Consider the following 21,305-nt stretch of genomic DNA (forward strand, 5'->3'; position numbering starts at 1 on the left):
TGGGACTGGAATTGCACTTAGTTTCTGGAGAATTAAGGTTCAGAAATCCTCAAACAGGAGAGTTTCTGAAGACTTACCAGCAATCAGAACAAGAACGGCTGGCGGAACAACAAGCACGGCTGGCGGAACAACAAGCACGGCTGGCGGCGGAATCAGCTTTGCGATCGCTGATTTCTCACCTATTAAATTCGGGAATGAATTTAGAGCAAGTTGCACAAATGATGAATTTATCGACATCGGAGGCGCAGCGATTAATAGGAGAAAATGAATAGATTTCTCCCGCAACTATTTTAAGGTAGGTGTGCCGACTGCCTTTTTTTGTTTAACCAGAGGTAGTGAGAGCGCGATCGCCCGCAAAGCTTTGTCGTGAGGGCGAGATCGCCCGCATCAAATTTTTATGTAAAACATACTTGACATTAAGTAAAGCACGTATTACACTAAAGATACGGCTTGAATAGGTTCGTGCTGCAAGCTGAGGCAAAAATTTATGCAAAATCAGATCCGCGTTCTCAGAACCGAACGTCAATGGTCGCAAGCACAACTAGCAGAACGCTTGGGTGTCAGCCGCCAAACAATTAACGCCTTAGAAGCGGGTAAATATGACCCGAGTCTGCCATTAGCACTCAAAATTGCCCAACTATTTAACATCCCTATCGAAGCGATTTTCTCGCAGGAGGAAGTAACAATGTTTGCAAAGCAATCACCTTCCAATTTTTCTAACTTGCCCGAAACACCGCTCGCTCACAGATTTACCCCCAGAACGATTAAAGTTATTAAGTTGGCTCAAGAAGAAGCAGGCAACCTGGGTCATAATTGGGCCGGCACGGAGCAAATTCTGCTGGGATTAATCGAGGAAGGAACAGGAATTGCAGCTCGGGTTCTGAACGAGGCAGGAGTGAATTTCAGAGCCACACGGATTGAAGTAGAAAAAATTATTGGTCGTGGCAACGGATTTGTCACTAAAGGAAAGGCGTTTACTCCTACTGCGAGAGCAAAATCTTTGCTCGATTGTGCGGCGCGATCGGCTAGTGAATTAGGGCATTCTTATATTGATACCGAACACCTACTTTTGGGCTTGTTGCGAGTTGATAAACCCGATCGCCTCACAGAGAAAGGAGAAGGGGTGGCTGTAAAAGTTCTCCAGAACTTAGAAATAGATCTAGAAGTGCTAGAGCAACAAGTATTGCAAGTTGCTACTACAAGAGGAGAAGATTTAGGAATTGCTGCCCAAATTGAATCCCAGAGCGAATCAACCCAACAAGCTGCTTCGATAGTGGGATCTAGCGATAATTCAACAACTGACTTTGTTTCTGCCGAAATTAGCGCTCGTTTTTGTGCTTTGTTATTTGCTTGGATCGAGCCGCGTAAATTGGGACGAGCGATCGGCTATCGCACCGAATTTCACTTACCTGATGGTAATGTGCTAACTCCTCGAATCGCATTTGTTGCTGCCGAACGTCTCAAACGAGTTCCTCGCATCTATCCAGAATTAGCACCGGATATGTTTGTTGAGATTAAATCTGTTGTCGATCGATCGCCTCGATTGCAGGAGCAAGTACAAGCAGCGATCGCCTTGGGTGTTAAGGTAGGATTGCTGATCGATCCTGACGAGCAAACAGTCACGATATATCGCTCTGAAGGGGCGATCGCAACATTGCGCGATCGGGATGTGTTAACAGTGCCGGAGTTACTGCCCGGTTGGAAAATTCCGGTGGCAAATCTTTGGTCGCCGATGTTTTAGAAAATATCTGCGATCGAAACTTCCAATCTGCTATAATTAAACGCTCCAGCGCCAGAGATTACGGAGAGAAGGGAGAGTTTTTTCGATCTATTTTTGCGATCGAGCTGAATAGAGAAGCATGAGAATTATACCAAATCCGGGTTAGATATACCTCAATCGATCGGCGGTTGAAACCGCTGCTACACGCACAAAGTCCGCATATTCAGAGGACTGAAGTCCTCACTACGAACCAAATTACAATCTCGGATCAACAGGTTCGCTCTCCATCGCTAAAACTCCGAAAACGCACTCGTGGACTTGTCTCAACGGAGCACCAGCCACAAATCTCTCCAACGATTCTACACCGAGAGCAAACTCTCGCAAAGCTAAAGAACGCTTCCCGGAAAGCCCGCGCGATCGCAATTTGTCTAAATGCTCCGGCAAAGAATATTCCAAGCCGTAAATAATTCGCAAATACTCTTTACCGCGACATTTGATCGCAGGCTGTACGAGTCCTTTGCTATTGTTCACAATAAATTCCATCGGTTTAACCACCATCCCTTCTCCCCCAGCATCAGTCATTTTTTCCCACCATTGAATCCCTGCCAATTGACTGTCAAGATCGGGAATTCTCACTACTTTATATTCAGTAGCTAACAGCAATTCTAGGTCAAAATTACAGATTTCTGCTATCTGTTCCATGTGCCAGCAGTGATTCTGATCGGTGTGAACATTTCCCTCGGTTGCCAAGATGTGGAAAGGCGCTAACTTGAGGTCGGAGATGGATTTCACGGGCCAGCAGTAGCGCTGGTAGGCATTGACATAGCGATCGGCTAAATCGGCTCGTTCCCGGTAGCTAGCCAACACAGAATCAACCTCAACTCCCCGCTGTTTCGCCTGTTCTAGCTGCTGAATCGCCTCTGCAAACCCGTGACGGGATGCGGTTCCCACGGCAGCATATTGTTCTTGCAATAAACCTTGAGCTTTGGCAGACCAAGGCATTAATTCGCAGTCCAAACACACCCAATCGGTTTTAAATTTATCCCAAAAATTGCTGGCAGAAAGAGCGCGATTTACCCGCGTTAAAAACTCGGTTTCTAAGGTAGAATTATCGAAGAAATGGCGACCTGTACGGGTGTAACAAATGCCAATGCTGTTGTTGAGAATCCCAAAGCGCCGTTTGGCCGCCGATTCATCGCGGCAAACAATGACAACTGCACGGGAACCCATGTGCTTTTCTTCGCAGACAACTGTTGATACGCCCTGCTGTTGGTAGTAGTTAAAGGCTTCGGCTGGATGTTCTAAAAGTCCGGGTTCTTGGGAGGTAGCAGCGGGAGACATGGTGGGCGGTAAGTAAATCAGCCATTTGGGATTGGCGGCAAATCTGCTCATTACTTCTAGGGCTGCGATCGCATTTTCTGCGCGAATTGTTATGTTACGTTGCAGCCTGGTTGAAATCATGCGTTTTCCGAGCACGTCGGCAATATCCAGCACGTCATCAAACTGCTGTTGGGCGGTGAGATTTGTGGCGGGAAAACTGTTATCTGGAGTTGCAATGGATGGAAATGCGATCGGTTTGGCTGGTTCGCAGTAAATCATCGCAGCAGGAACGCTGACAAATTCTCTTTCAGGATACCGCAAAGCTGTTAGCTTGCCGCCGAAAACGCAGCCTGTGTCAATATCAACAGTATTGTTCAACCATTCTGTTTCGGGAATCGGGGTATGTCCGTAAACAACAGCAGCTTGACCTCGATATTCTGCGGCCCAATTGTAGCGGACTGGTAAGCCGAATTCATCGATTTCGCCTGTGGTTTCTCCGTACAATGCGAAATCTCGAACGCGGGCCGATGCGCGTCCCTGAAGTTCTGCTTTCATTCCGGCGTGGGCGACGACTAATTTGCCACCGTCGAGGACGTAATGCCCGATTAAACTATCTAGAAATTGGCTAATTTCGCTAACTGCTGATTCGCGCAATTCATCCGGTAAATCTGCAATTTCTGCTAAGGTTTGTTCGAGTCCGTGGTTGATTTTGACATTTTTGCCGCTGAGTTTTCGCAATAATTTGATGTCGTGATTTCCGGGGACGCACAAAGCGGTTGATGCTGCTACCATGTTGCGGACGAGTTTGAGGGTGTCGAGAATGCGCGGGCCTCGATCGACCAAATCGCCCAAAAACACGGCTTTACGACCTTCTGGATGGGCGTAGGTGGGATAATCCCAAAAGCCAGATGCGCTGGATGGTTCGACAATTTGATAGCCCAACTGTTGCAGCAATTGTGACAATTCGCCACAGCATCCGTGAACGTCACCGATGATGTCAAAGGGGCCTGTGTCCTGTTTGCGGTTGTTCCACAGCGGTTGTCTCTCGATTTGGGCTGCTGCGATGTCTTCTGGGGAACGGAGGATGTGAACGTAGCGGAAGCCTTCGCGATCGAGATTTCGGAGCGATCGTCTTAAATTTTGAACGTGGCGGCGAATGACATGACTGCCAAAATTGCGGTTTGGACGCTGTTGATTGCGATCGGCACACAATTTTTCGGGCAAATCCAGCACAATTGCTACTAAAAAGCAATGATATTTTCGGGCTAATTCTAACAGCGGTTTGCGACTTTCTGGCTGCACATTCGTAGCATCAATCACAGTTAATTTACCCGCAGCCAGACGTTTAGCAGCGATTAAATGCAGCACTTCAAAAGCATCAGCGGTAGCCGCTTGATTGTTTTCGTCGTCGGAAACCAGGCCGCGGCAGTAATCGGATGAAATGATTTCTGTCGGTTGGAAATGCTGGCGCGCAAAGGTAGATTTGCCGGAACCCGATGCACCGATGAGCAGGACTAAAGATAGTTCGGGAATTGTAATTTTCATGGTTTAATAATATTATTCAGCAAACATCTGCGCCAGAATATCTAAAACAGCTTTTTGTTCGTCAGCGCTGATTTTACCGAGATATTGAACTAATCGATTTTTGTCAACAGTCCGAATTTGATCCAGGATAATTTGTCCATCTTTGCCTTGAAAATTACAAGCTATCCGGCTGGGATATGCTTGCCCCTTCGTTGTCATTGGAGCAATGATGACAGTGGAAATGCGCTTGTTCATATCATCGGGTGAAATCACTAAACAAGGTCTTGTTTTCTTAATTTCACTGCCAACAGTGGGGTCGAGATTAACTAAAAAAACATCAAAACGTTTGACTACCATTGCCACTCATTCTCCTCCCACTCAGTAGTTATGACATCATCAAGCAGGACATCATCATGTTGTTCTGCCATTTTTGCGAACGCTTCTTCCCAACCAGCACGCGGTTTTATAGCTGCACGAATGACGATTCGATCGCCCTGAACTTCGATTTCTACTGCTTCACTAATACCAATTTGCTCTAATAAAGATTTAGGAATGCGAATTCCTTGAGACCGATCGACTTTAATTATCTGGGTTTGGATAGATTTGCTCATAGCTGAAGCCTGCCTTTTTCCAAGTTTAACTACATTGTAAGCACAAAAAACTGTAGCAGTTATTCTATCAAAGCAAATATTGCCATTTGTGTAGGCGAACCAAGTGCTAAATCCTCCGATCCAACGGATCGAAACTCCACCCTAAAACCAAACCGTTCAGCCACCCCATTCGCCCAAGTCTGAAACTCTGCGCGCGTCCACTCAAAGCGGTGATCGCGGTGGCGAAATTTACCCGCCGGCAAGTTTTCAAACCGAACATTGTACTCAACGTTGGGAGTTGTGACGATCGCAAATTTCGGCCGCACAAACTCAAACAAAACCCGTTCAAAAGCAGCCAACCGTTCTAAATCGAGATGTTCGATCACCTCAATCACCGCTGCTGCGTCAAAATCAGTCAAGCGGCTGTCCCGATAAATCAGGGAACTTTGGATCAATTGTAAGCGAGATTGCTGTGCGGGAGAAAAGCGATCGACCTGCAATCGTTCCTTAGCGATTTCCAACGCCCGAAAAGACACATCGACTCCGGTAATTTGGGCGATCGCACTTTCGGCTAAAAGCAATCGCAGCAGTTTTCCCTCACCGCAGCCCAAATCTACCACTCGCTGAGCACCGCGGGCTTTTAAAACAGTCATCACAGCTTCTAAACGTTGTTCGTTGAGGCTAATTCGCTGTTCTAAAACTTCCTCTTCTAAAGCACGAGAAACTTCGCTTGCATCGCAGTCAAGATTATCTTCTTCTGCTAATTGTGCCACAGCAAGGCGAGTCAAACGGCGCTGGCGTTTCAAATAGCGATCGGCAATTTGTTCGCGGGCGGGATGCGAGTTCAACCAACCTTCGCCGTGACGCAATAACTTCTCGATTTCATCATCGCCCACCCAATAATGTTTATCGTCATCTAAGACAGGAATTAGTACATAAAGATGACTCAACAAATCCGCCAACCGCACTGTATTTTGCAGTTCCACAGCAAAGTAAGGACTCGCGCCCCACTCGGGAAATTGTTCGTCAAGAATCAGCGGTTTTGCTGCGACTTGATAGCCCAGCGGCTCAAACATTTGGCGCAGGAACTTCTCGCCCCCGCGACAGGGCAAAACCGACAGCTTAACTGTCAGCGGAATGGCAGTTTCTGCGAGTTCTGGACGGTCTTTGCAGCGCCCGGATAGGGCGGTACGGAAGACCTGGGCGAGGGCGACACTGAGAAAGGATGAGGCTACGTAGGGGCGATCGTTGACGTATTGTTCTAAAGGGCGATCGCCCGATTTGGTCTTACCGCGCACCAAACCAACCGGATCGACATCTAACAGCAAAGCTGCCGTGCACTTGTCTGCATTTGCTTCAGGATAAAACACGCTGGCTTGTCCGAAAGTCATCGGGAAGCATTGAAGGCGATCGGGATGTTTGTGCAGCAAATAGCCTAAATCCGTAGCAGGGACGCGAGTTGTGGAGATAGTTAATAACATAATATTGGGAATTGGGCATCGGGCATCGGGCATCGGGCATCGGGCATTGGGAATTGGTGTTTGTTATTTCATAATTACTTCTTTTTACTAATGACTAATGACTACTGACTACTGACTAATGACTACTGACTACTAAGATTGCTGTTTTTCCACACTTCCCAAATTCAACTTAGCGCGCAATTCATCCTTAATCCGATTTAAAATAGAATCCTCATCCAAAGAAGCCAAAATCTTACTCACCACAGCCTTCGGCCCATCATCACCCCAAGAAGCACCATTAGCCAAATAAGCCTTAGTAACTTGACCAATTCCGTAGCAAGAAACCCCAGCAATTGCAGCTTGAGTCACAGCCACAGAAACATAAGGCCCCAAAGCCAAACCACCCGTCGCCGGCGTCGCCAAACCCAGCAATCCTTTCAAAGAACTTAAGCCAAAATTCGCTAACAATTCCCCCGCAGTAATTCCCCCCATACTAATCGCAATCTTTTGCAGCAATTCCACCGCCCCCGCTTCGGTCATCGGAATGCCGTAAACTTTAGATAGAGTTAATATCATCACCACATCAATTACCGCCCCGCTGAGAATATCAACTATTGTAATTGGATTCAGGGCGATCGCCACAGCTTTAGTCATTACCCCATTCCAGATAATCCGGTTAGCAGCATCATCGCGAATCTCCATTTTTCGCTGCACCAACTGCTCGTTAATATCCCCCGCACAGAGCATCGTATTCAGCGCCACCAAAGATTTACCTTCTCTGTCTAAAATCTCCAAAATTTTTAATTTTAAATCTTGTACTTGTGGTAAACTGCGCGTCATTTTTACTCCCATACTTCCGTCGGGACGGCGCACCGCCTGCGCTGTCAAAGGTGAAGCCGCCGACATCACAATTTCATCGGGAGATAGCAATTCTCTCACGCGATCGTCCCGGATTTTATGATAAATTGCCAGCCTGTCTGCATCGGGATACTGGTCAATTTTATTAAACACTAATAACATCGGTTTTCCGGCTTCCCGCAACTGCGAAAGTGCTGCGTATTCTACTTTTGTAATATCGCCAGCCACCACAAACAAAATCAAATCGGCTTGTTGCGCGACGCGACGGGCTAAAAGTTCGCGAGTTTCGCCGTCAACTTCATCAATTCCCGGAGTATCGATTAATTCTACTTGCGACAAACGGTAAATAACCGGCGAAAGTCTATCGGGTAAATCATCATCAACACCATCTCCGACATCCCACTGGCCAATAGTTGTGGTGCGAGTCACCCCGTGAGTCGGGCCCGTTTCAAACACATTTTGACCCAAAAGCGCGTTCAAAACCGAAGATTTTCCCCTTCCTACCATCCCAAACACAGCGATTTGCACGCAAGCGCGCTCTAGCTTGTCGAGCATGGTTTCCAAGCCGCCAATTTCCGGCTCCAGTCCAGTTCGCTCTTGTGCTGTCAAATCGAGATTTTCTACTATATCTCGCAGAGCATCTTTGGCGCGGCGCAGGTTTAGTTCTGCTTGAATGTCTGCGAAGCTTAATATTGTGTCGTCTAATTCGCGATCGACATTTGAAAAATCCGATACTTCAGTCATTGTTACCTGATGTTATAGCTTTGCTTTACTTAAAGTTTCTACCGATATGATGCTATTCTAGCTTTTTCTGTGGGCTTTGTACATTAGGGGTAGGGCAATGGCGTGTTTATAATCCGGGTATGGACACAGCAATGCTGTGTCCTCATCCTGGTAAGGACACAGCAATGCTGTGTCCCTACAGATATCATGTAAAACTTGTTTAATTTACAACAATGATTAACCGCCTCCAAATAATAGCCAGTTATCCATTTCCATTACGTGTAATAATTTTCCTCTTAATCTTAGCAGCAATCTGGCTACCGCTAGCCGTACCAATTTATCTCTTAGTTAAAGATAGTAACCTAGCAACCATTCTGACAATGGGATTGCTGTTTACCGAGTTTTTGTTGCTACTTCCGCGCTGGGGAAAACAGGTTTACAGACAAACGCAATTGCTCAAAAGTTATGGTTTAGTAAATACGCGACAAAACGGTTTTGAGCTTTTGACGGGATTGGCGATCGGCATTTCGATTACTTTCACCCTATTTTTTGTGCAAGGGCTGCTCGGCTTTGTCGCATGGCAAAATTCTCATAATTTGCCGAGAATCATCGCAGAAGGGCTATTAAGCGCCCTGGGAGTGGGTTTTGCAGAGGAGTTGGTATTCCGGGGTTGGTTGTTCGACGAGTTGCAGCGGGATTACAGTTATCCGATGTCTGTGCGGGCGAACAGTCTGGTGTTTGCCCTATCTCATTTTATCAAACCCGTGGAGGCAATGCTGCGGACTTGGCCTCAGTTTCCGGGGCTGTTGTTGCTGGGTTTGATCCTGGTTTTGGCAAAGCGAAGTTGTCAAAATCGATTGGGTTTGTCGATCGGGCTTCATGCAGGTTTAGTCTGGGGATACTATATAATTAACGTCGGAGAGTTAGTGCGATATTCTGGCTCTGTGCCGGATTGGGTGACTGGAATTAATGGCAATCCGTTGGCTGGTGCGATCGGGCTATTGTTTTTGAGCGTGTTGGCTGTGGGAATGCGGCAGATGTCCCAACAGTCCAAAGGTTTGTAGTCAGGACTTTAGTCCTTCTTCCCAAATTTTCACCCTTGATTCTATAGTCTCTTAGAGAGGGACATCGTTTGTATAGACGCGGTTTAAACCGCCAATTATTCTACTCTACAACCAACCTGGGGAACTTTTTATGCAGCTTGCTGAACTTCTACCACTCGTGAAAAATTTGCCTCACACTGACAAACTTTTACTACTGCATTTTATCGTATCAGAATTACTCCAAGAATCAGGTATAGTTCCGCTAGAAGAGCAAGGCAAAGTATCTAGCACTAATTCCTACAACTCTTTTGAAGCCGCTGCTGTATTAGCAAAGGCATTATCAGAAGAAAAAGCAGTAAAACATGGTTGATAAAGTCAGATTTGCGTTTACCGAAATCGATCCGCAACTGGGTGCATTAAGTACATTGCCTTACTTGCCACTAACTTTAACTTATCAGAATTGCTCTTTAAGTGCATCAGGCTTGCTAGATACAGGTTCTAGTGTTAACGTATTGCCCTACGAAATGGGATTAAGATTAGGAGCAATTTGGGAACGTCAAACACTTTCTGTTCCATTAGGAGGCAATTTGGCTAGGTTTGAGGCGCGGGCTTTGGTATTGAGGGCGAACATTGAGCGCTTTCCTCCAGTGGATTTAGCTTTTGCTTGGACAAAAGACAGGAATGCTCCATTAATTCTAGGACACATGAATTTCTTTCTGGAGTTTGATGTCTGCTTATACCGGGCTGAATTATTATTTGAAATTAGTCCTAAAAGGAGAGGAGAGCAAAGATAGGCTGGGTTTGTCGATCGGGATTCATGCAGGTTTAGTCTGGGGATACTATATAATTAACGTCGGAGAGTTAGTGCGATATTCTGGCTCTGTCCCGGATTGGGTGACAGGAATTAACGGCAATCCGTTGGCTGGTGCGATCGGGCTATTGTTTTTGAGCGTGTTGGCTGTGGCAATGCGGCAGATATCGGAACAGTCCAAAGGTTTGTAATATATCCATCAGGTGCGGATCTATCAGATTGTTGGTATTGAGTTAGGAATTTATCGCAGGATCCACACCCTACAACTACTTAGGCTTATGTCTCAGAATTTTCAGATAATTAGCATTTCTGGTGAAATCATGGGCGGAACACCTGTTTTTATTGGCACTAGGGTTCCTGTCCAAACACTTTTTGACTATTTAGAAGCCGGAGAGTCAATTGATGATTTTTTAGATGGATTTCCCACTGTAACTAGGGAGCAAGTAATTGCTCTCTTGGAAGTTCTTAGAAAACAATTGATTGCGATGGTGGCGTAGAATTAAGCCGATCTTAGCTAACGTAGTTAATTGATAATTATGTTATACTGAATTCATAAAAACGCAAAAACCATGCTAAGTAAATCTTCGCGCCTTATTTACGGCGATGAATTAATTACCGCAACAGAATTGAACCAGCAACTGAATCGAGTGCTAGATTTGGCGATGGAACACCCTGTCACTATCACTCGCAACGACCAGCATTTTGCTTTACTGCGCCGGGAAGAGATGACGCTGTGGGTAAAAGCTGCGACGCTTTCTTTGACTGTATTTGAAGTAAGTGCCGCTGCTTACCGGCTGCGATTGGGAGAAGCGATTAGTTCAGCAAATCCCTATCACTGGCTGACAGTATTTGACTCAGATGAACTGTGCGAATTGATTGCTGAATTAGAAAAAGCTTACCGACTTGCTGAGTCGGAATCTGGCGCATGGAATCAGATTGAGATTGTAATTCATGAATGGCATGAAAGCGCTAAAGCAATTTCTAGCCCGGAACTCGCAGCAGCTTTCAGCGATGAAATTGACGAAGTTTTGCTGACACCACCTCAAATAGAAAGCACTACTGAATCGACTCAGTTATGACCCACACTCCACCTACTCCAGACGATTCAGAAACTGGCGTTTCCTCTGAAGAACTTTCCGTACCTGTACCCGTGATTTCCGAGTTGGTAATCCCACCTGAAGAAGCACTTACAGCACCCCGAACATCCCTATCTACTAAAGAAAATGCAGCCGAAATTATCGTGCAATTGCCTGAATCGCCCTGGTTAGTAGTAGCGAAAAACCGACGGGTTAACCGAGATTGGGAAGCTTTATTGTTACGCGCCCCTGAGAATACTCGTCGCTGCTATCAGGATTTATGTACTAGCCCGATGGTGAGAAAACCGAGGAGAGTTTTTCCGTTAAAAGGCAAACTTTATCAAGGTGCGTGGGAATACGAAGTAACAAGTTCAGACAGAGTATTTTATGTACCGGATGAACACAAACGCAAGGTGCTTGTTTATTACGCGGGAACCCATCCTAAATCAGCACCAACTCCTCCGTAAATAAACCAGACTATTTCAGCAGACTTGTCTCTACAGAAAGCATTGGCAAATTGACAGTAATTTTCCCAAACAAAACTTACGCACAGGTGGCTAGAAACCGGGTTTTTTGACGATAATCCTTCGCTGTACTCCACAGAAAGTGTAAAAAACCCGGTTTCTTTGTCGGGAGTGCATCCACGAGTGCCAAAAATAAATCGAGTCACCAGAGGCGATAAGGGGAAGGGAAAAGAGAAGAAGAGTAAAGGACAAAAGAGCAAAAAAACAAAGGGCTAAGAAGTCCACGCAGCCACACACACAACCCGAAAACCCTTGCCGTAGTCGCCCCAGTCCTGCCCATTACTGTGCCTAGAAGCAGAACGGCAAAGCCCCGAATCGTTGACGAACGAACCACCGCGCAAGAGCCGCCTTCGACTATCTCCACCACTTTCCCAAGCACTACCATCAGTCGGCGCACCGTTATAAATATCGGGCCAAATATCTTGACACCATTCCCAGACATTCCCGTGCATATCATAAAGTCCAAAGGTATTAGGCGGAAAACTACCCACAGCAGTTGTTTTTGCACGATAGGTTCCCTTCGGTGCAGAACCATAGGGATAATTCCCGTCATAATTAACTAAATCCAGGGTAATAGTGTCCCCAAAATAAAAAGGTGTCGTCGTTCCTGCACGACAAGCATATTCCCATTCGGCTTCACTAGGCAATCTATAATTGCGTCCAGTAAGTCGAGATAACCTCGCACAGAATTCTATAGCATCATTCCAACTTACTTGCTCAACAGGTAAATCATCACCTTTAAAATTAGAAGGATTAGCCTTGAGGTCAATCTTGACTTTTGGAAAACCGGCCACAGCACGCCATTGAGCCTGAGTCACCTCATATTTTCCCATCAAAAAAGCGGCGACATTAACAGTACGCTGTGGTCCTTCATTCTTCTCTCGTCTTGGTTCCGTATCGGGGGAACCCATGACGAAACTACCCCCAGGAATTGCCATCATGTCTAAAGTTATGCCATTGGCGATAGTTTCAGTAAAAACCTGTGCTTGACTTTGGCTGCGCTTGGTGATTTCCCCCTTTGAATTCACTGTCACCGTTTCAAATTGAACTGTTTTTAGGGTATTTGACGATACTTTTGGCGCTGGAGTTTTTGGTGGTGGTGGTTCTAGTTGTCGGATTTCTGAAGGTGGCAAAGGAGATGGTGTATCATTGCGTAATCTCGGTGACGATGGCTGAACCGTTGGAGTTTGAGAGGAGTTGTTTAGCAAGTTTTGAATCACAACTGAACCGACAAGTCCTACTCCAGCAAAACCGACTAATTGTAAAAAACCTCGCCTTGTCGGTGGCGGTGGTGGCGGTGGTGGCGGTGGTGGCGGTGGCGGCGGGGAAGACTGCGACAAAGATAAAATTGCCTGGAATGCTTCATCTGCATTTTGATAACGCTGACTGAAATTGTCGCGCACCATTTTATCTAAAACATTAGCTAAATTATTACTCACTTGAGCCTGATTTCGCCAAATTACCTCTCCTGTCCGCGTATCTTCTCGTAAGTTAAAAGGATGTTCACCAGTCAATGCTTGAATTCCAATCATCCCCACTGCATGAATATCACTGGCAAATCTAGGTTTGCCCTTCGCTTGTTCGCTCGGCATATAACCAGGAGTACCAATTGCAATAGTTAAGCTAGTTTGCTTTTGAGCATTTACAACTATTGTGCTAATTTCCTTGACAGCGCCAAAGTCAATCAAGACAATTTTACCATCTTGGCGACGCATTAAATTATCAGGTTTAAGATCGCGATGAATCACCTTTTGCTGATGAACAATTGCTAATATTTCTAAGATATTGTGCAATAATGTAATAGTATATGATTCGCTTAATTTTTTACCGGGAATCAGTTCTTTCGTAAGGTCATGTCCGGCGATAAAATTTTGCACCAAATAAAATTCCCCATTTTCCTCAAAGTGGGCGGAAAGCTTGGGGATTTGGTCGTGTAGACTACCCAATTTATACAGAGTTTGGGCTTCCGTCTCGAATAAGCGTTTGGCCATTAGCAAAAGGCCAGGGTCAGCGTTTTTCGGTTTAAGATGTTTGACAACGCACTGGGGATGTCCGGGTAAGTCTAAATCTTTGGCAAGGTAGGTGTGGCCAAAACCGCCTTTCCCCAAGAATTTGATAATTTGATAATGATTGCGGAGGGTACGACCCAGCATAGTTTTCAGGGAATGCAGTGGAAGTTAGGATATATTGTCGCACAAAAAGTAATGAGATGCTTAAACTCAGAATCGTTTCCACAATTGTACTGCTAGTTAGTGCCAGTTGTTCATCTCCCGCACAGGCGCAAAATCCTGCACAAATAAAGCCAAATAATTCTTTAGTTCAAGTCCAGCCAACCCGCGAACAAATCCTCAATGCTTGCGTGCTCAATCGTGCGGAAACTCTGCCAAATCCTTTTACCGATGTGCCATCAAATCACTGGGCTTACAAAGCTGTTTTGACGATGTATTATTGCGGCGCTTACCGAGAAGCAACCCCGCCTGCTTTAATTCAAGAATTGCTGGAATCAACACCAACAAATTGACTATCCCGCATTTCATCTGCGTTAATCCGCGTTCATCTGCGGTTAAAAAAACAAAAACCGCAGATTTCAGGCAGATAAACACAGATAAACGCAGATTATTTCAAGATTATTTGGGAATGAGTGCAAGAGGTTTATTCTCAAAATTCAGCCCGAACCGTAAACGAATAATCGCCGCCCGGTTCAAGCTGATAATCCCATTTCTCTAAAAAACGGTGCAGCGGTTCCTGAATCAATGCCCTACCCTGAGAAGGTTCCAGAATTAGTGTTTTTTCTTCCCGAAAACGCCATTGAAAGTGCCACTCAAAACTGCCGGCAGTCACTTCACCTTCAAGCGTGCCTTTTAGCCAAGATTGACCCGTAACTCGGACATGGGCTGTAGTTTCAGGCAAACGTCTCGAACTCACCTTTTTGTTTCCGCGTTTGTTTCTATAATGGTACGATTGTTGTAGAGACTCATGCTTTTTTCTATTCCTTGTTGCAGACTTAGCTCGATCGCCTCTACAACCAATTTCAGCATCTTCTCTACTAACTGACTTTCCTCTGAGGAAAATTTTCCTAATACGAAGGAAATCGTATCTTTATCATTTTTAGCAGGATCGCTTTGAGGTTTGCCGATGCCAATCCGCAATCGGGGAAATTTGTCTGTCCCCAAATGAGAAATTGTGGATTTCATGCCGTTGTGCCCGCCCGCTGAACCGGCTAGGCGCATTCTCATTTTCCCGATCGGCAAATCCATATCGTCGTACACTACTAACACAGCAGGCGCAGGTATTTTGTACCAATCCGCAGCCGCCCGAATCGATTGGCCCGACAGATTCATGTACGTCAGCGGTTTCAGCAAGCGAATTTTCTGTCCGCGCGGCCGATTTCCCTCGCCGAATATGCCTTGAAATTTGCGATTTTCCGACAGCGAAATCTGCCAAGCTTGAGCCAAAGCATCTACTGCATTAAAGCCGATATTGTGTCGCGTGCGATCGTACTTTGGTTCTGGATTCCCCAAACCTACAATTAGCTGGGGAATCACCAACTCTGCTGGAGTTTCCGACTTCTGAGTGTTGTTCATTTAAATGTCTGTGCTATCTTCCTTAACAGCCGCGAGTTTTTCCGGTTCCGGCTTTTTGATTGCGACTGCTTCTTCTAACTGCTTCGTTTCCCGCGTAAACTCCGACTCAAAATCCCGCGAAGCATCCTGAAAACTCCGCAGTGCTTTCCCGAAACTACGACCAATTTCTGGTAACTTTTTCGGACCGAATACCAACAGGGCGATAGTGAAAATTACTGCCATTTCCGGCAAGCCAATGCCAAAAATATTCATTTTGTTTCTCCTGCAATTTGTTTAATTAGTTAGAATTTAATTCCGACGCACTAACGGGAAAGGGCAAGGGGAAATGGGAAAACTTAGCTTTTACCCTTTCTCCTCTACCCTCAGCTTTTACTGTTAGTCTTAAATTTCGCTGCTCAAAGTTTAGCGGCCGAGACTCGACCAATCAACGTCCACATTCTCCAGAATCAGAGAAGAGTTGTAGATTTGCAAAATAATCAACAAGAACACGAAAAACAGTCCAATGAAAACGCTCATCAATAGGGTGGTTCCCCAACCGGGGGCTACCTTGCCGTATTCTGAGTTAAGGGGTTTGAGTCTGTCTCCCAACCAAGTCCGTTGTGCCATAAGTCACCTGCAATGAATCTCTACAGAAAAGTTTGACATATTTCCACCGCTAATTGCGATCGCAATTTCTCAGATCCCCCACTCGGACACTCTCCCCCTCTCCCTGTCCCACTCAGAGGCTGCCATACCGTACCGCGCCTCAAATTACTAGACTTTTAGACGAATTGTTATTTTTTGTAATATTATAGAGGGGATCACTCATAATCGCTCCTCAATATGGAACCAGCAGCAGTTCTCGGCATTTCTCTCGGTATGTGTCTGGTGGCAATCACCGGTTTCTCGATCTACACGGCTTTCGGCCCTCCTGCTAAGGAATTGAGAGATCCTTTTGAAGAACACGAAGATTAGAAATGAAGGAAGAAGGAAGAGGGAAGAAGGAAGAAGGAAGATTTTCCCTCTCTCCCCATCTCCCCCTCCCCCCTCTCTCCCCATCTCCCCCTCTCCCCCTTTCCCAATTTTCCCCCTCCCCGCTGCGATCGAACTTCTGCGTTGCGCGAATCACCGTCTCCTGCTGCTCAATGCTATATTCTTTAAAATACGCTAAATCTATATTTGAGAAATCTATCTTCCAGTTAAAGTAAAAATTATTAAGTTTCAGGGAAAAGCATTATGGGCAATAGCTTTGGGCATCTATTTCGGATATCGACATTTGGGGAATCTCACGGCGGGGGTGTGGGAGTGGTAATTGACGGTTGCCCGCCTCTGGTGTCGATCGACTCATCGGAAATTCAAGCGGAACTCGATCGCCGCCGCCCCGGACAAAGCAAAATTACCACACCCCGCAAAGAAGCAGATACCTGCGAAATTCTGTCGGGTGTGTTTGAAGGCAAAACTCTGGGAACGCCGATCGCCATTTTAGTCCGCAATCAAGACACTCGCCCCCAAGATTATGGCGAAATGGCCACAACTTACCGTCCTTCCCATGCTGATGCTACCTACGATGCTAAGTACGGAATTCGCAACTGGCAAGGCGGAGGTCGATCGTCGGCGAGAGAAACAATTGGTAGAGTAGCAGCAGGGGCGATCGCCAAAAAAATTCTCCAACAAGCAGCAGGCGTAGAAATAGTCGGCTACGTCAAACGCATCAAAGACTTAGAATGCGTCGCCGACCCGGACACTGTTACCTTAGAACAAGTAGAAAGCAACATCGTTCGCTGTCCCGATGCCGAATGCGCCATTAAAATGATTGAACTGATCGAAAAAGTTCGCGACAGTGGAGATTCGATCGGCGGCGTAGTCGAATGCGTCGCCCGCAACGTACCCAAAGGTCTGGGAATGCCGGTATTCGACAAACTCGAAGCCGATTTGGCCAAAGCGATTATGTCATTACCCGCCAGCAAAGGCTTTGAAATTGGTTCGGGCTTTGCGGGGACTCTGCTTTTGGGCAGCGAACATAATGATGAATACTATACTGATGAACAAGGAGAAATTCGTACAGTCACGAATCGCTCCGGTGGAATTCAGGGTGGCATTGCTAACGGTGAAAATATCATTCTGCGCGCGGCTTTCAAGCCAACTGCAACAATTCGCCAGCAACAGCGCACAGTCACCCGAGAGGGGGAAGCAACGCTGCTGGCGGCAAAAGGAAGGCACGACCCTTGCGTTTTACCAAGAGCTGTGCCAATGGTCGAAGCAATGGTAGCTTTAGTGTTGTGCGACCATCTGCTGCGCCATCACGGACAATGTGGAACCTTAAAGTCTGAATTTTAAAATGGAAATCAGCTTGTCCTCTGTAGTGGCAAATCCCGTTGATTGCCCTCAACCCTCCGAAGCAATAAAAGGTATAGATGATTTTGTAGTACAGTTCTGGGGCGTGCGGGGCAGTGTTCCGACACCCGGATCGGAAACTGTTCGCTACGGTGGCAATACTTCTTGTTTGGAAATGCGAGTCGGTGGAAAACGCTTGATTTTTGACGGCGGAACTGGCTTGCGGATGCTGGGAGACCAGTTGCTGCAAGAAATGCCCGTGCAAGCTTATATGTTTTTTACTCACTATCACTGGGATCACATTCAAGGGTTCCCAATGTTCGCCCCAGCTTTCATTCGCGGCAATAGCTTTGATATTTATGGGGCAATTCCCCCCGATGGAGATTGCCTGAAACGGCACTTCGTCGAACGGGTTTTGCACTCCAATTCGCCGGTACCGCTGATGGGTTTGCCGGCAGATCTGACTTTTCACGAGATCGATCACAACCAGACGATGATGCTGGACGATATTGAGATTAGAACTGGTTCTCTGAATCACCCGAATACTGCTATGGGATATCGGGTGACTTGGCAGGGACGTTCAGTTGTTTACTGTTCGGATACGGAACATTTTCCCGATCGAATAGATGAAAATGTGTACAATTTAGCCCTCGACGCTGACGTGCTGATCTACGATGCGATGTACACCGACGAGGAATATCACAACCCCAAGTCTCCGAAGGTGGGTTGGGGACACTCGACTTGGCAGGAAGCGGTGAGAATGGCTAAGGAGGCCCGGGTGAAACGGGTGGTGATTTTTCACCACGATCCGGCTCATACTGACGATTTTCTCGATCGCATCGCCGAAGACGTGCAAATCGCTTTTCCCAAGGCTGTTATGGCCCGCGAGGGTCTTATTTTGCCGATCGGCTTCTGAACTTTCGTCGGTACGGTCGATCGTATCCTTTGTCAAATCATCATGATGATGATGATGATGATGATGATGATGTGGAGTAGGTCTCGCGGCCTGCTCCACAACTTTTTTATGTGTAGCAAAGAGTCTTGGTACGTGGTATAATTCTGACTTGGTAACTTTTTAGGAAGAATATTTAAGGTTTTTTTCATTGTTTGACAGGCTCTTATTTGAGAAAATCGAACAAAATTGGCAGTTTGTTATTCAAAGCGGGAGTTTAGCTGCTCAAGTCTGTAGACCCGATTACTGGACTTTCTGTGACTGTGATGGGTAGAAATATGCCGACCGGAAAAAATATCTAGTGCAAGCAAGGTCTCAGACTTTCGCCAAATGCCATGACAGAACTAACGTCGCCCCTAAACCAAAGCAAAAATTTATTGCGACGTGCTATTATTTGCGATCGAGTAACGACGCATCTGGCCCGATCGCTTCCGCAAAATGCACAGCAAGAAGTAAAATAACTGGAGGATTGCCAGAGGCGAAAAGGTCAACGTTTTGAGTGCCAACAAACACGGCAAAGCTCGTGAGAGCAGACTCTCGCGATGAGCGGCTGGTGGCAGCAAACTTCCCAAATCCCGATCGCCCAGTAATTTTCTGAGAATTCCTAAAGATAAAAGCTGAGGTTAGATTTACGAAAAAATACAGCATTGCGATGCTTTTTTCCGAACATGAATATTGGCAACTCTGAAAAGCCGATTTGAGAGCTTTTCGTTACAATCTGAGGAATTTTTCAGCAGTCAATTTCACTCAAAAGAAAGAGACTATCGCTCTTTGGTTTGGGACTAGCTGCAAGCAAAGTGAAAGTTATGACTTGACTATCAAAATGGGAAATTTACGTTTTAGATCTTCAGCAAATCAGTACAGATGGATTGCCTTAGGCAGTTTCGCTGTAATTATGGGTATTTCAGGGGCCCTTGCCTACCGCCTAGCTCCGCCACCCGGATTCATGGCCCAAGGCACTCTCACTTCTAACAATCCGCCAGTCAAATTTTCGAGCACGGGCACGACAATTCTCAAGCAGGGAGAGCAACTGACTCCGGATGTTCTACTGGCAGATAATGTTGTCAAAGCAGTGGCAGATGCAGTTAAACTGTCGCCACAGCAAGTTCGACAAAATGCTAGCGTCCAGATTTCTAAGCCGGAACAACCGCTAGAGATTGCTGTTGGGTATCGCTCGCTCGATCAGCAGCAAGCAATCAAAACAGCGGATATGTTGATGAAGGGCATGGTTGAAAAAAGCCGGCTGATTAACAGATATCGCTGGCAATCAGTCAATCAGACGCTCAACCAACGCTTGGCACAAGTCACTCAAGACCTGAAACAAGCTCAGCAAAAACTCGACCAATACGAAAGAGAGCGCGCTCGCCTGTTGCAGCAAATGAAGCTTCAGCAAGACGTTTACAACAAAACTCAGCTTGCGATGGCGGATACGCAAGCCTCGGAAAAAGAAATGGTGAGCAGTTTGGCCGCCGCTACAGCGCCACAAATTGTGGCGACGCCCACGAGCGATCCAACTGTGCCTCTGATTGTGGGAGTTGGCCTGCTGTTAGCGATTTTGGTAAGTCGCGGTTTGATTCCTTCAGTGGCGGATTGGAGGAACAAAGCAGCTTTTCAGCGAGAAGAGAGCGAAAGGCTCCAAAGTGCTTTGTACCGACTGATCAAGGAAGGCAGCGGCGAAATCACTCTGGTACGGTTTGCGATGGAGACGCGGCTGTCGCCGGATGTCGCCCAGCGTTTTTTGAACCAACAAGCTGAAGTCTTTAATGCCAACTGTGAAATTAAAGACGACGGCAGCATTTTGTATCATTTCCACATTTAAAGGGCTGCGGGCGCGAGCCCTCCACAGAAGAGTTTAGCCGATCGAGCCACTGCTCGATCGGCTTGCTTTTTTGGGGTAAACAACGGCGAGCAGATGTTGCAGTTAAGGTTTTTTTGGTTAGGTCGGCGAGATTAAACAGAACCATGTAACAGTATGTAAATAGACTGACGAGTTCTGGTTTCTTCCCATTTGGATACTTTACGATCCTTAACATAGTTGCCTTTTAGAGCGCCGACGTACTTAATTGCGATCGCGCGTGACAGCAATCTCCGTGTCTATTTTTCACATCGTTTTGGCGATCGGAGGGTCTTAATTGAACCTGATTGAGCGATACGAGAAAAGGAAAAATCAATCACAGCAAGGGTTTCAGCTTGTTTTGGCGATCGGACGGTCTTAGCTGAACCTGATTGAGTTGTATGAGAAAACGGAAAAGCAATAATAGCAAGGGTTTCAGTAATTAACAACTCCAGATCGGCTGGCATTTGTGTTGATTTGGTAAACTTTTTTGATTTTGTGTTCAGCTCACTTAAATATCTATATAATAAAAAATAAGTAAATGTACGGTTGATTTTACCTAAGTTTCCGGATAAAGGACTACTCGATCGTTAAATATTGTTGAGAGGGTTAACAAGCTCAGTAGAAATACTGTAATCTCAAGCAATAACTTGTTGAGGGAAGTTAGATAGTTTCACATAAGAGACTCGATCTAGCAAGAGCCAAGAATCAAACTCCCAGCCTGAAAGCGTGTGTTTTTACCTTCCACTTTTGCAATGACCTGTTGAGGCTAGACTTATGATGTTTGGAATAATTTGTTCTTCTTGCGTAGTATACTTTTTGCTAATGTCGATCGCCAATTACGGTGACACAGGAATGTAAATTATTGAAGGCACTCAGGCACTCTCGACAGAAGGCAGCAGACAAAAAAACAGTTTGACAACTTCGGTGAAGTCTCAGAAGCTGACTTGTGTGTCGTGGATTTGCTAGGAAT

The 21,305-nt window shown here is 46.1% G+C and carries 23 protein-coding genes and 5 pseudogenes; 16 read left to right on the forward strand and 12 right to left on the reverse strand.

Features of this window, described 5'->3' with window-relative positions; translation table 11 throughout:
- The 4 pseudogenes from JGK20_RS03495 to JGK20_RS03510 form a co-directional block, all read left to right on the forward strand.
- A pseudogene (locus tag JGK20_RS03495) lies at nucleotides 1–272 on the forward strand (Uma2 family endonuclease); the annotation flags it as partial.
- A 215-nt stretch (nucleotides 273–487) separates the two neighbouring features.
- Nucleotides 488–667, forward strand: a pseudogene (locus JGK20_RS03500) (helix-turn-helix transcriptional regulator); the annotation flags it as partial.
- Nucleotides 668–685: 18 nt separating this feature from the next.
- A pseudogene (locus tag JGK20_RS03505) lies at nucleotides 686–1,192 on the forward strand (Clp protease N-terminal domain-containing protein); the annotation flags it as partial.
- Between the two features lie 117 nt (nucleotides 1,193–1,309).
- Nucleotides 1,310–1,741: pseudogene (locus JGK20_RS03510) on the forward strand (Uma2 family endonuclease); the annotation flags it as partial.
- A gap of 234 nt (nucleotides 1,742–1,975) precedes the next feature.
- On the opposite strand, the gene JGK20_RS03515 reads toward JGK20_RS03510, so the two are convergent.
- The 5 genes from JGK20_RS03515 to JGK20_RS03535 form a co-directional block, all read right to left on the reverse strand.
- Nucleotides 1,976–4,585: a polynucleotide kinase-phosphatase gene (locus tag JGK20_RS03515; RefSeq protein ID WP_293229358.1), complete on the reverse strand. Its 2,610-nt coding sequence runs from the start codon at nucleotides 4,583–4,585 to the stop codon at nucleotides 1,976–1,978.
- A gap of 12 nt (nucleotides 4,586–4,597) precedes the next feature.
- Entirely contained in the window at nucleotides 4,598–4,921 is a 324-nt protein-coding gene (locus JGK20_RS03520; RefSeq protein WP_293180074.1) for a type II toxin-antitoxin system PemK/MazF family toxin, read from the reverse strand.
- A complete protein-coding gene (locus JGK20_RS03525; protein WP_293180071.1) occupies nucleotides 4,915–5,175 on the reverse strand; it encodes an AbrB/MazE/SpoVT family DNA-binding domain-containing protein in 261 nt (86 codons plus the stop codon). The genes JGK20_RS03520 and JGK20_RS03525 overlap by 7 nt, the downstream gene beginning before the upstream one ends.
- 59 nt (nucleotides 5,176–5,234) lie before the next feature.
- A complete protein-coding gene (locus JGK20_RS03530) occupies nucleotides 5,235–6,635 on the reverse strand; it encodes a 3' terminal RNA ribose 2'-O-methyltransferase Hen1 (protein WP_293197023.1) in 1,401 nt (466 codons plus the stop codon).
- Nucleotides 6,636–6,767: 132 nt separating this feature from the next.
- Entirely contained in the window at nucleotides 6,768–8,216 is a 1,449-nt protein-coding gene (locus tag JGK20_RS03535; RefSeq protein ID WP_293180065.1) for a GTP-binding protein, read from the reverse strand.
- 212 nt (nucleotides 8,217–8,428) lie between these two features.
- Here JGK20_RS03535 and JGK20_RS03540 point away from each other — a divergent pair, with 212 nt between their 5' ends.
- The 7 genes and pseudogenes from JGK20_RS03540 to JGK20_RS03570 all read left to right on the forward strand — a co-directional run bounded on the left by JGK20_RS03540 (nucleotide 8,429) and on the right by JGK20_RS03570 (nucleotide 11,592).
- Nucleotides 8,429–9,259, forward strand: coding sequence for a type II CAAX endopeptidase family protein (locus JGK20_RS03540; RefSeq protein WP_293229361.1), 831 nt, complete (start codon nucleotides 8,429–8,431; stop codon nucleotides 9,257–9,259).
- A 130-nt stretch (nucleotides 9,260–9,389) separates the two neighbouring features.
- Nucleotides 9,390–9,608, forward strand: coding sequence for a hypothetical protein (locus JGK20_RS03545; RefSeq protein ID WP_293207149.1), 219 nt, complete (start codon nucleotides 9,390–9,392; stop codon nucleotides 9,606–9,608).
- A complete protein-coding gene (locus tag JGK20_RS03550) occupies nucleotides 9,601–10,032 on the forward strand; it encodes a hypothetical protein (RefSeq protein WP_293180059.1) in 432 nt (143 codons plus the stop codon). Before JGK20_RS03545 ends, JGK20_RS03550 begins: the two co-directional genes overlap by 8 nt.
- A pseudogene (locus JGK20_RS03555) lies at nucleotides 10,025–10,240 on the forward strand (CPBP family intramembrane glutamate endopeptidase); the annotation flags it as partial. The gene JGK20_RS03550 and the pseudogene JGK20_RS03555, both read left to right, overlap by 8 nt.
- An 87-nt stretch (nucleotides 10,241–10,327) precedes the next feature.
- Nucleotides 10,328–10,546, forward strand: coding sequence for a DUF433 domain-containing protein (locus tag JGK20_RS03560; protein WP_293180057.1), 219 nt, complete (start codon nucleotides 10,328–10,330; stop codon nucleotides 10,544–10,546).
- A 72-nt stretch (nucleotides 10,547–10,618) separates the two neighbouring features.
- The gene (locus tag JGK20_RS03565) at nucleotides 10,619–11,128 is read left to right on the forward strand and encodes a hypothetical protein (protein WP_293180054.1); all 510 of its coding nucleotides are present in this window, start codon (nucleotides 10,619–10,621) and stop codon (nucleotides 11,126–11,128) included.
- The gene (locus JGK20_RS03570) at nucleotides 11,125–11,592 is read left to right on the forward strand and encodes a hypothetical protein (RefSeq protein ID WP_293180051.1); all 468 of its coding nucleotides are present in this window, start codon (nucleotides 11,125–11,127) and stop codon (nucleotides 11,590–11,592) included. Before JGK20_RS03565 ends, JGK20_RS03570 begins: the two co-directional genes overlap by 4 nt.
- A 269-nt stretch (nucleotides 11,593–11,861) precedes the next feature.
- Here the strand turns inward: JGK20_RS03570 and JGK20_RS03575 are convergent, their stop codons facing one another.
- The gene (locus tag JGK20_RS03575) at nucleotides 11,862–13,802 is read right to left on the reverse strand and encodes a bifunctional serine/threonine-protein kinase/formylglycine-generating enzyme family protein (protein ID WP_293180048.1); all 1,941 of its coding nucleotides are present in this window, start codon (nucleotides 13,800–13,802) and stop codon (nucleotides 11,862–11,864) included.
- Between the two features lie 56 nt (nucleotides 13,803–13,858).
- On the opposite strand from JGK20_RS03575, the gene JGK20_RS03580 reads away from it, so the two are divergent.
- Nucleotides 13,859–14,170, forward strand: a complete 312-nt coding sequence (locus JGK20_RS03580; RefSeq protein ID WP_293180045.1) for an S-layer protein — start codon at nucleotides 13,859–13,861, stop codon at nucleotides 14,168–14,170.
- 137 nt (nucleotides 14,171–14,307) lie between these two features.
- Here JGK20_RS03580 and JGK20_RS03585 read toward each other — a convergent pair whose 3' ends face one another.
- The 4 genes from JGK20_RS03585 to psbH all read right to left on the reverse strand — a co-directional run bounded on the left by JGK20_RS03585 (nucleotide 14,308) and on the right by psbH (nucleotide 15,839).
- A complete protein-coding gene (locus JGK20_RS03585; protein ID WP_293212197.1) occupies nucleotides 14,308–14,574 on the reverse strand; it encodes a DUF3146 family protein in 267 nt (88 codons plus the stop codon).
- Nucleotides 14,571–15,233: an aminoacyl-tRNA hydrolase gene (gene pth, locus JGK20_RS03590; protein ID WP_293180039.1), complete on the reverse strand. Its 663-nt coding sequence runs from the start codon at nucleotides 15,231–15,233 to the stop codon at nucleotides 14,571–14,573. The genes JGK20_RS03585 and pth overlap by 4 nt, the downstream gene beginning before the upstream one ends.
- Nucleotides 15,234–15,485 (reverse strand): TatA/E family twin arginine-targeting protein translocase, encoded by a 252-nt coding sequence (locus JGK20_RS03595; protein ID WP_293180036.1) that lies wholly within the window; start codon nucleotides 15,483–15,485, stop codon nucleotides 15,234–15,236.
- A gap of 150 nt (nucleotides 15,486–15,635) precedes the next feature.
- Nucleotides 15,636–15,839 carry a photosystem II reaction center protein PsbH gene (gene psbH, locus JGK20_RS03600; protein ID WP_293127124.1) on the reverse strand — a complete coding sequence of 68 codons (204 nt, stop codon included), beginning with the start codon at nucleotides 15,837–15,839 and terminating at the stop codon, nucleotides 15,636–15,638.
- Nucleotides 15,840–16,055: 216 nt separating this feature from the next.
- Here psbH and psbN point away from each other — a divergent pair, with 216 nt between their 5' ends.
- The 3 genes from psbN (at nucleotide 16,056) to JGK20_RS03615 (ending at nucleotide 18,462) form a co-directional block, all read left to right on the forward strand.
- A complete protein-coding gene (gene psbN / locus JGK20_RS03605; protein WP_193971847.1) occupies nucleotides 16,056–16,187 on the forward strand; it encodes a photosystem II reaction center protein PsbN in 132 nt (43 codons plus the stop codon).
- Nucleotides 16,188–16,448: 261 nt separating this feature from the next.
- A complete protein-coding gene (gene aroC, locus JGK20_RS03610; RefSeq protein ID WP_293180033.1) occupies nucleotides 16,449–17,549 on the forward strand; it encodes a chorismate synthase in 1,101 nt (366 codons plus the stop codon).
- A 1-nt stretch (nucleotide 17,550) separates the two neighbouring features.
- Complete coding sequence (locus JGK20_RS03615) at nucleotides 17,551–18,462, forward strand: MBL fold metallo-hydrolase (protein WP_293180031.1); 912 nt, start codon at nucleotides 17,551–17,553, stop codon at nucleotides 18,460–18,462.
- A gap of 426 nt (nucleotides 18,463–18,888) precedes the next feature.
- Here JGK20_RS03615 and JGK20_RS03620 read toward each other — a convergent pair whose 3' ends face one another.
- Nucleotides 18,889–19,146, reverse strand: coding sequence for a hypothetical protein (locus JGK20_RS03620; RefSeq protein WP_293180028.1), 258 nt, complete (start codon nucleotides 19,144–19,146; stop codon nucleotides 18,889–18,891).
- Nucleotides 19,147–19,393: 247 nt separating this feature from the next.
- Here JGK20_RS03620 and JGK20_RS03625 point away from each other — a divergent pair, with 247 nt between their 5' ends.
- Nucleotides 19,394–20,317, forward strand: coding sequence for a hypothetical protein (locus tag JGK20_RS03625; RefSeq protein ID WP_293151072.1), 924 nt, complete (start codon nucleotides 19,394–19,396; stop codon nucleotides 20,315–20,317).
- 275 nt (nucleotides 20,318–20,592) lie between these two features.
- Here JGK20_RS03625 and JGK20_RS03630 read toward each other — a convergent pair whose 3' ends face one another.
- Nucleotides 20,593–20,799 (reverse strand): hypothetical protein, encoded by a 207-nt coding sequence (locus tag JGK20_RS03630; protein ID WP_293190113.1) that lies wholly within the window; start codon nucleotides 20,797–20,799, stop codon nucleotides 20,593–20,595.
- Nucleotides 20,800–21,305 lie beyond the last annotated feature (506 nt).

This window comes from Microcoleus sp. PH2017_05_CCC_O_A, from assembly GCF_020738785.1.
GTDB lineage: Bacteria > Cyanobacteriota > Cyanobacteriia > Cyanobacteriales > Microcoleaceae > Microcoleus.

Bases quoted from the DNA above. Each gene is read 5' to 3' on its own strand.
- JGK20_RS03580 (WP_293180045.1), top strand. From the start codon at position 13,859: ATGCTTAAACTCAGAATCGTTTCCACAATTGTACTGCTAGTTAGTGCC.
- JGK20_RS03560 (WP_293180057.1), top strand. From the start codon at position 10,328: ATGTCTCAGAATTTTCAGATAATTAGCATTTCTGGTGAAATCATGGGC.
- pth (WP_293180039.1), bottom strand. From the start codon at position 15,233: ATGAACAACACTCAGAAGTCGGAAACTCCAGCAGAGTTGGTGATTCCC.
- JGK20_RS03515 (WP_293229358.1), bottom strand. From the start codon at position 4,585: ATGAAAATTACAATTCCCGAACTATCTTTAGTCCTGCTCATCGGTGCA.
- JGK20_RS03620 (WP_293180028.1), bottom strand. From the start codon at position 19,146: ATGCTGTATTTTTTCGTAAATCTAACCTCAGCTTTTATCTTTAGGAAT.
- JGK20_RS03615 (WP_293180031.1), top strand. From the start codon at position 17,551: ATGGAAATCAGCTTGTCCTCTGTAGTGGCAAATCCCGTTGATTGCCCT.
- psbN (WP_193971847.1), top strand. From the start codon at position 16,056: ATGGAACCAGCAGCAGTTCTCGGCATTTCTCTCGGTATGTGTCTGGTG.
- JGK20_RS03520 (WP_293180074.1), bottom strand. From the start codon at position 4,921: ATGGTAGTCAAACGTTTTGATGTTTTTTTAGTTAATCTCGACCCCACT.
- JGK20_RS03575 (WP_293180048.1), bottom strand. From the start codon at position 13,802: ATGCTGGGTCGTACCCTCCGCAATCATTATCAAATTATCAAATTCTTG.
- JGK20_RS03525 (WP_293180071.1), bottom strand. From the start codon at position 5,175: ATGAGCAAATCTATCCAAACCCAGATAATTAAAGTCGATCGGTCTCAA.
- JGK20_RS03570 (WP_293180051.1), top strand. From the start codon at position 11,125: ATGACCCACACTCCACCTACTCCAGACGATTCAGAAACTGGCGTTTCC.
- JGK20_RS03625 (WP_293151072.1), top strand. From the start codon at position 19,394: ATGGGTATTTCAGGGGCCCTTGCCTACCGCCTAGCTCCGCCACCCGGA.
- aroC (WP_293180033.1), top strand. From the start codon at position 16,449: ATGGGCAATAGCTTTGGGCATCTATTTCGGATATCGACATTTGGGGAA.
- JGK20_RS03530 (WP_293197023.1), bottom strand. From the start codon at position 6,635: ATGTTATTAACTATCTCCACAACTCGCGTCCCTGCTACGGATTTAGGC.
- JGK20_RS03630 (WP_293190113.1), bottom strand. From the start codon at position 20,799: ATGCCAGCCGATCTGGAGTTGTTAATTACTGAAACCCTTGCTATTATT.
- JGK20_RS03550 (WP_293180059.1), top strand. From the start codon at position 9,601: ATGGTTGATAAAGTCAGATTTGCGTTTACCGAAATCGATCCGCAACTG.
- JGK20_RS03535 (WP_293180065.1), bottom strand. From the start codon at position 8,216: ATGACTGAAGTATCGGATTTTTCAAATGTCGATCGCGAATTAGACGAC.
- JGK20_RS03595 (WP_293180036.1), bottom strand. From the start codon at position 15,485: ATGAATATTTTTGGCATTGGCTTGCCGGAAATGGCAGTAATTTTCACT.
- psbH (WP_293127124.1), bottom strand. From the start codon at position 15,839: ATGGCACAACGGACTTGGTTGGGAGACAGACTCAAACCCCTTAACTCA.
- JGK20_RS03545 (WP_293207149.1), top strand. From the start codon at position 9,390: ATGCAGCTTGCTGAACTTCTACCACTCGTGAAAAATTTGCCTCACACT.
- JGK20_RS03565 (WP_293180054.1), top strand. From the start codon at position 10,619: ATGCTAAGTAAATCTTCGCGCCTTATTTACGGCGATGAATTAATTACC.
- JGK20_RS03540 (WP_293229361.1), top strand. From the start codon at position 8,429: ATGATTAACCGCCTCCAAATAATAGCCAGTTATCCATTTCCATTACGT.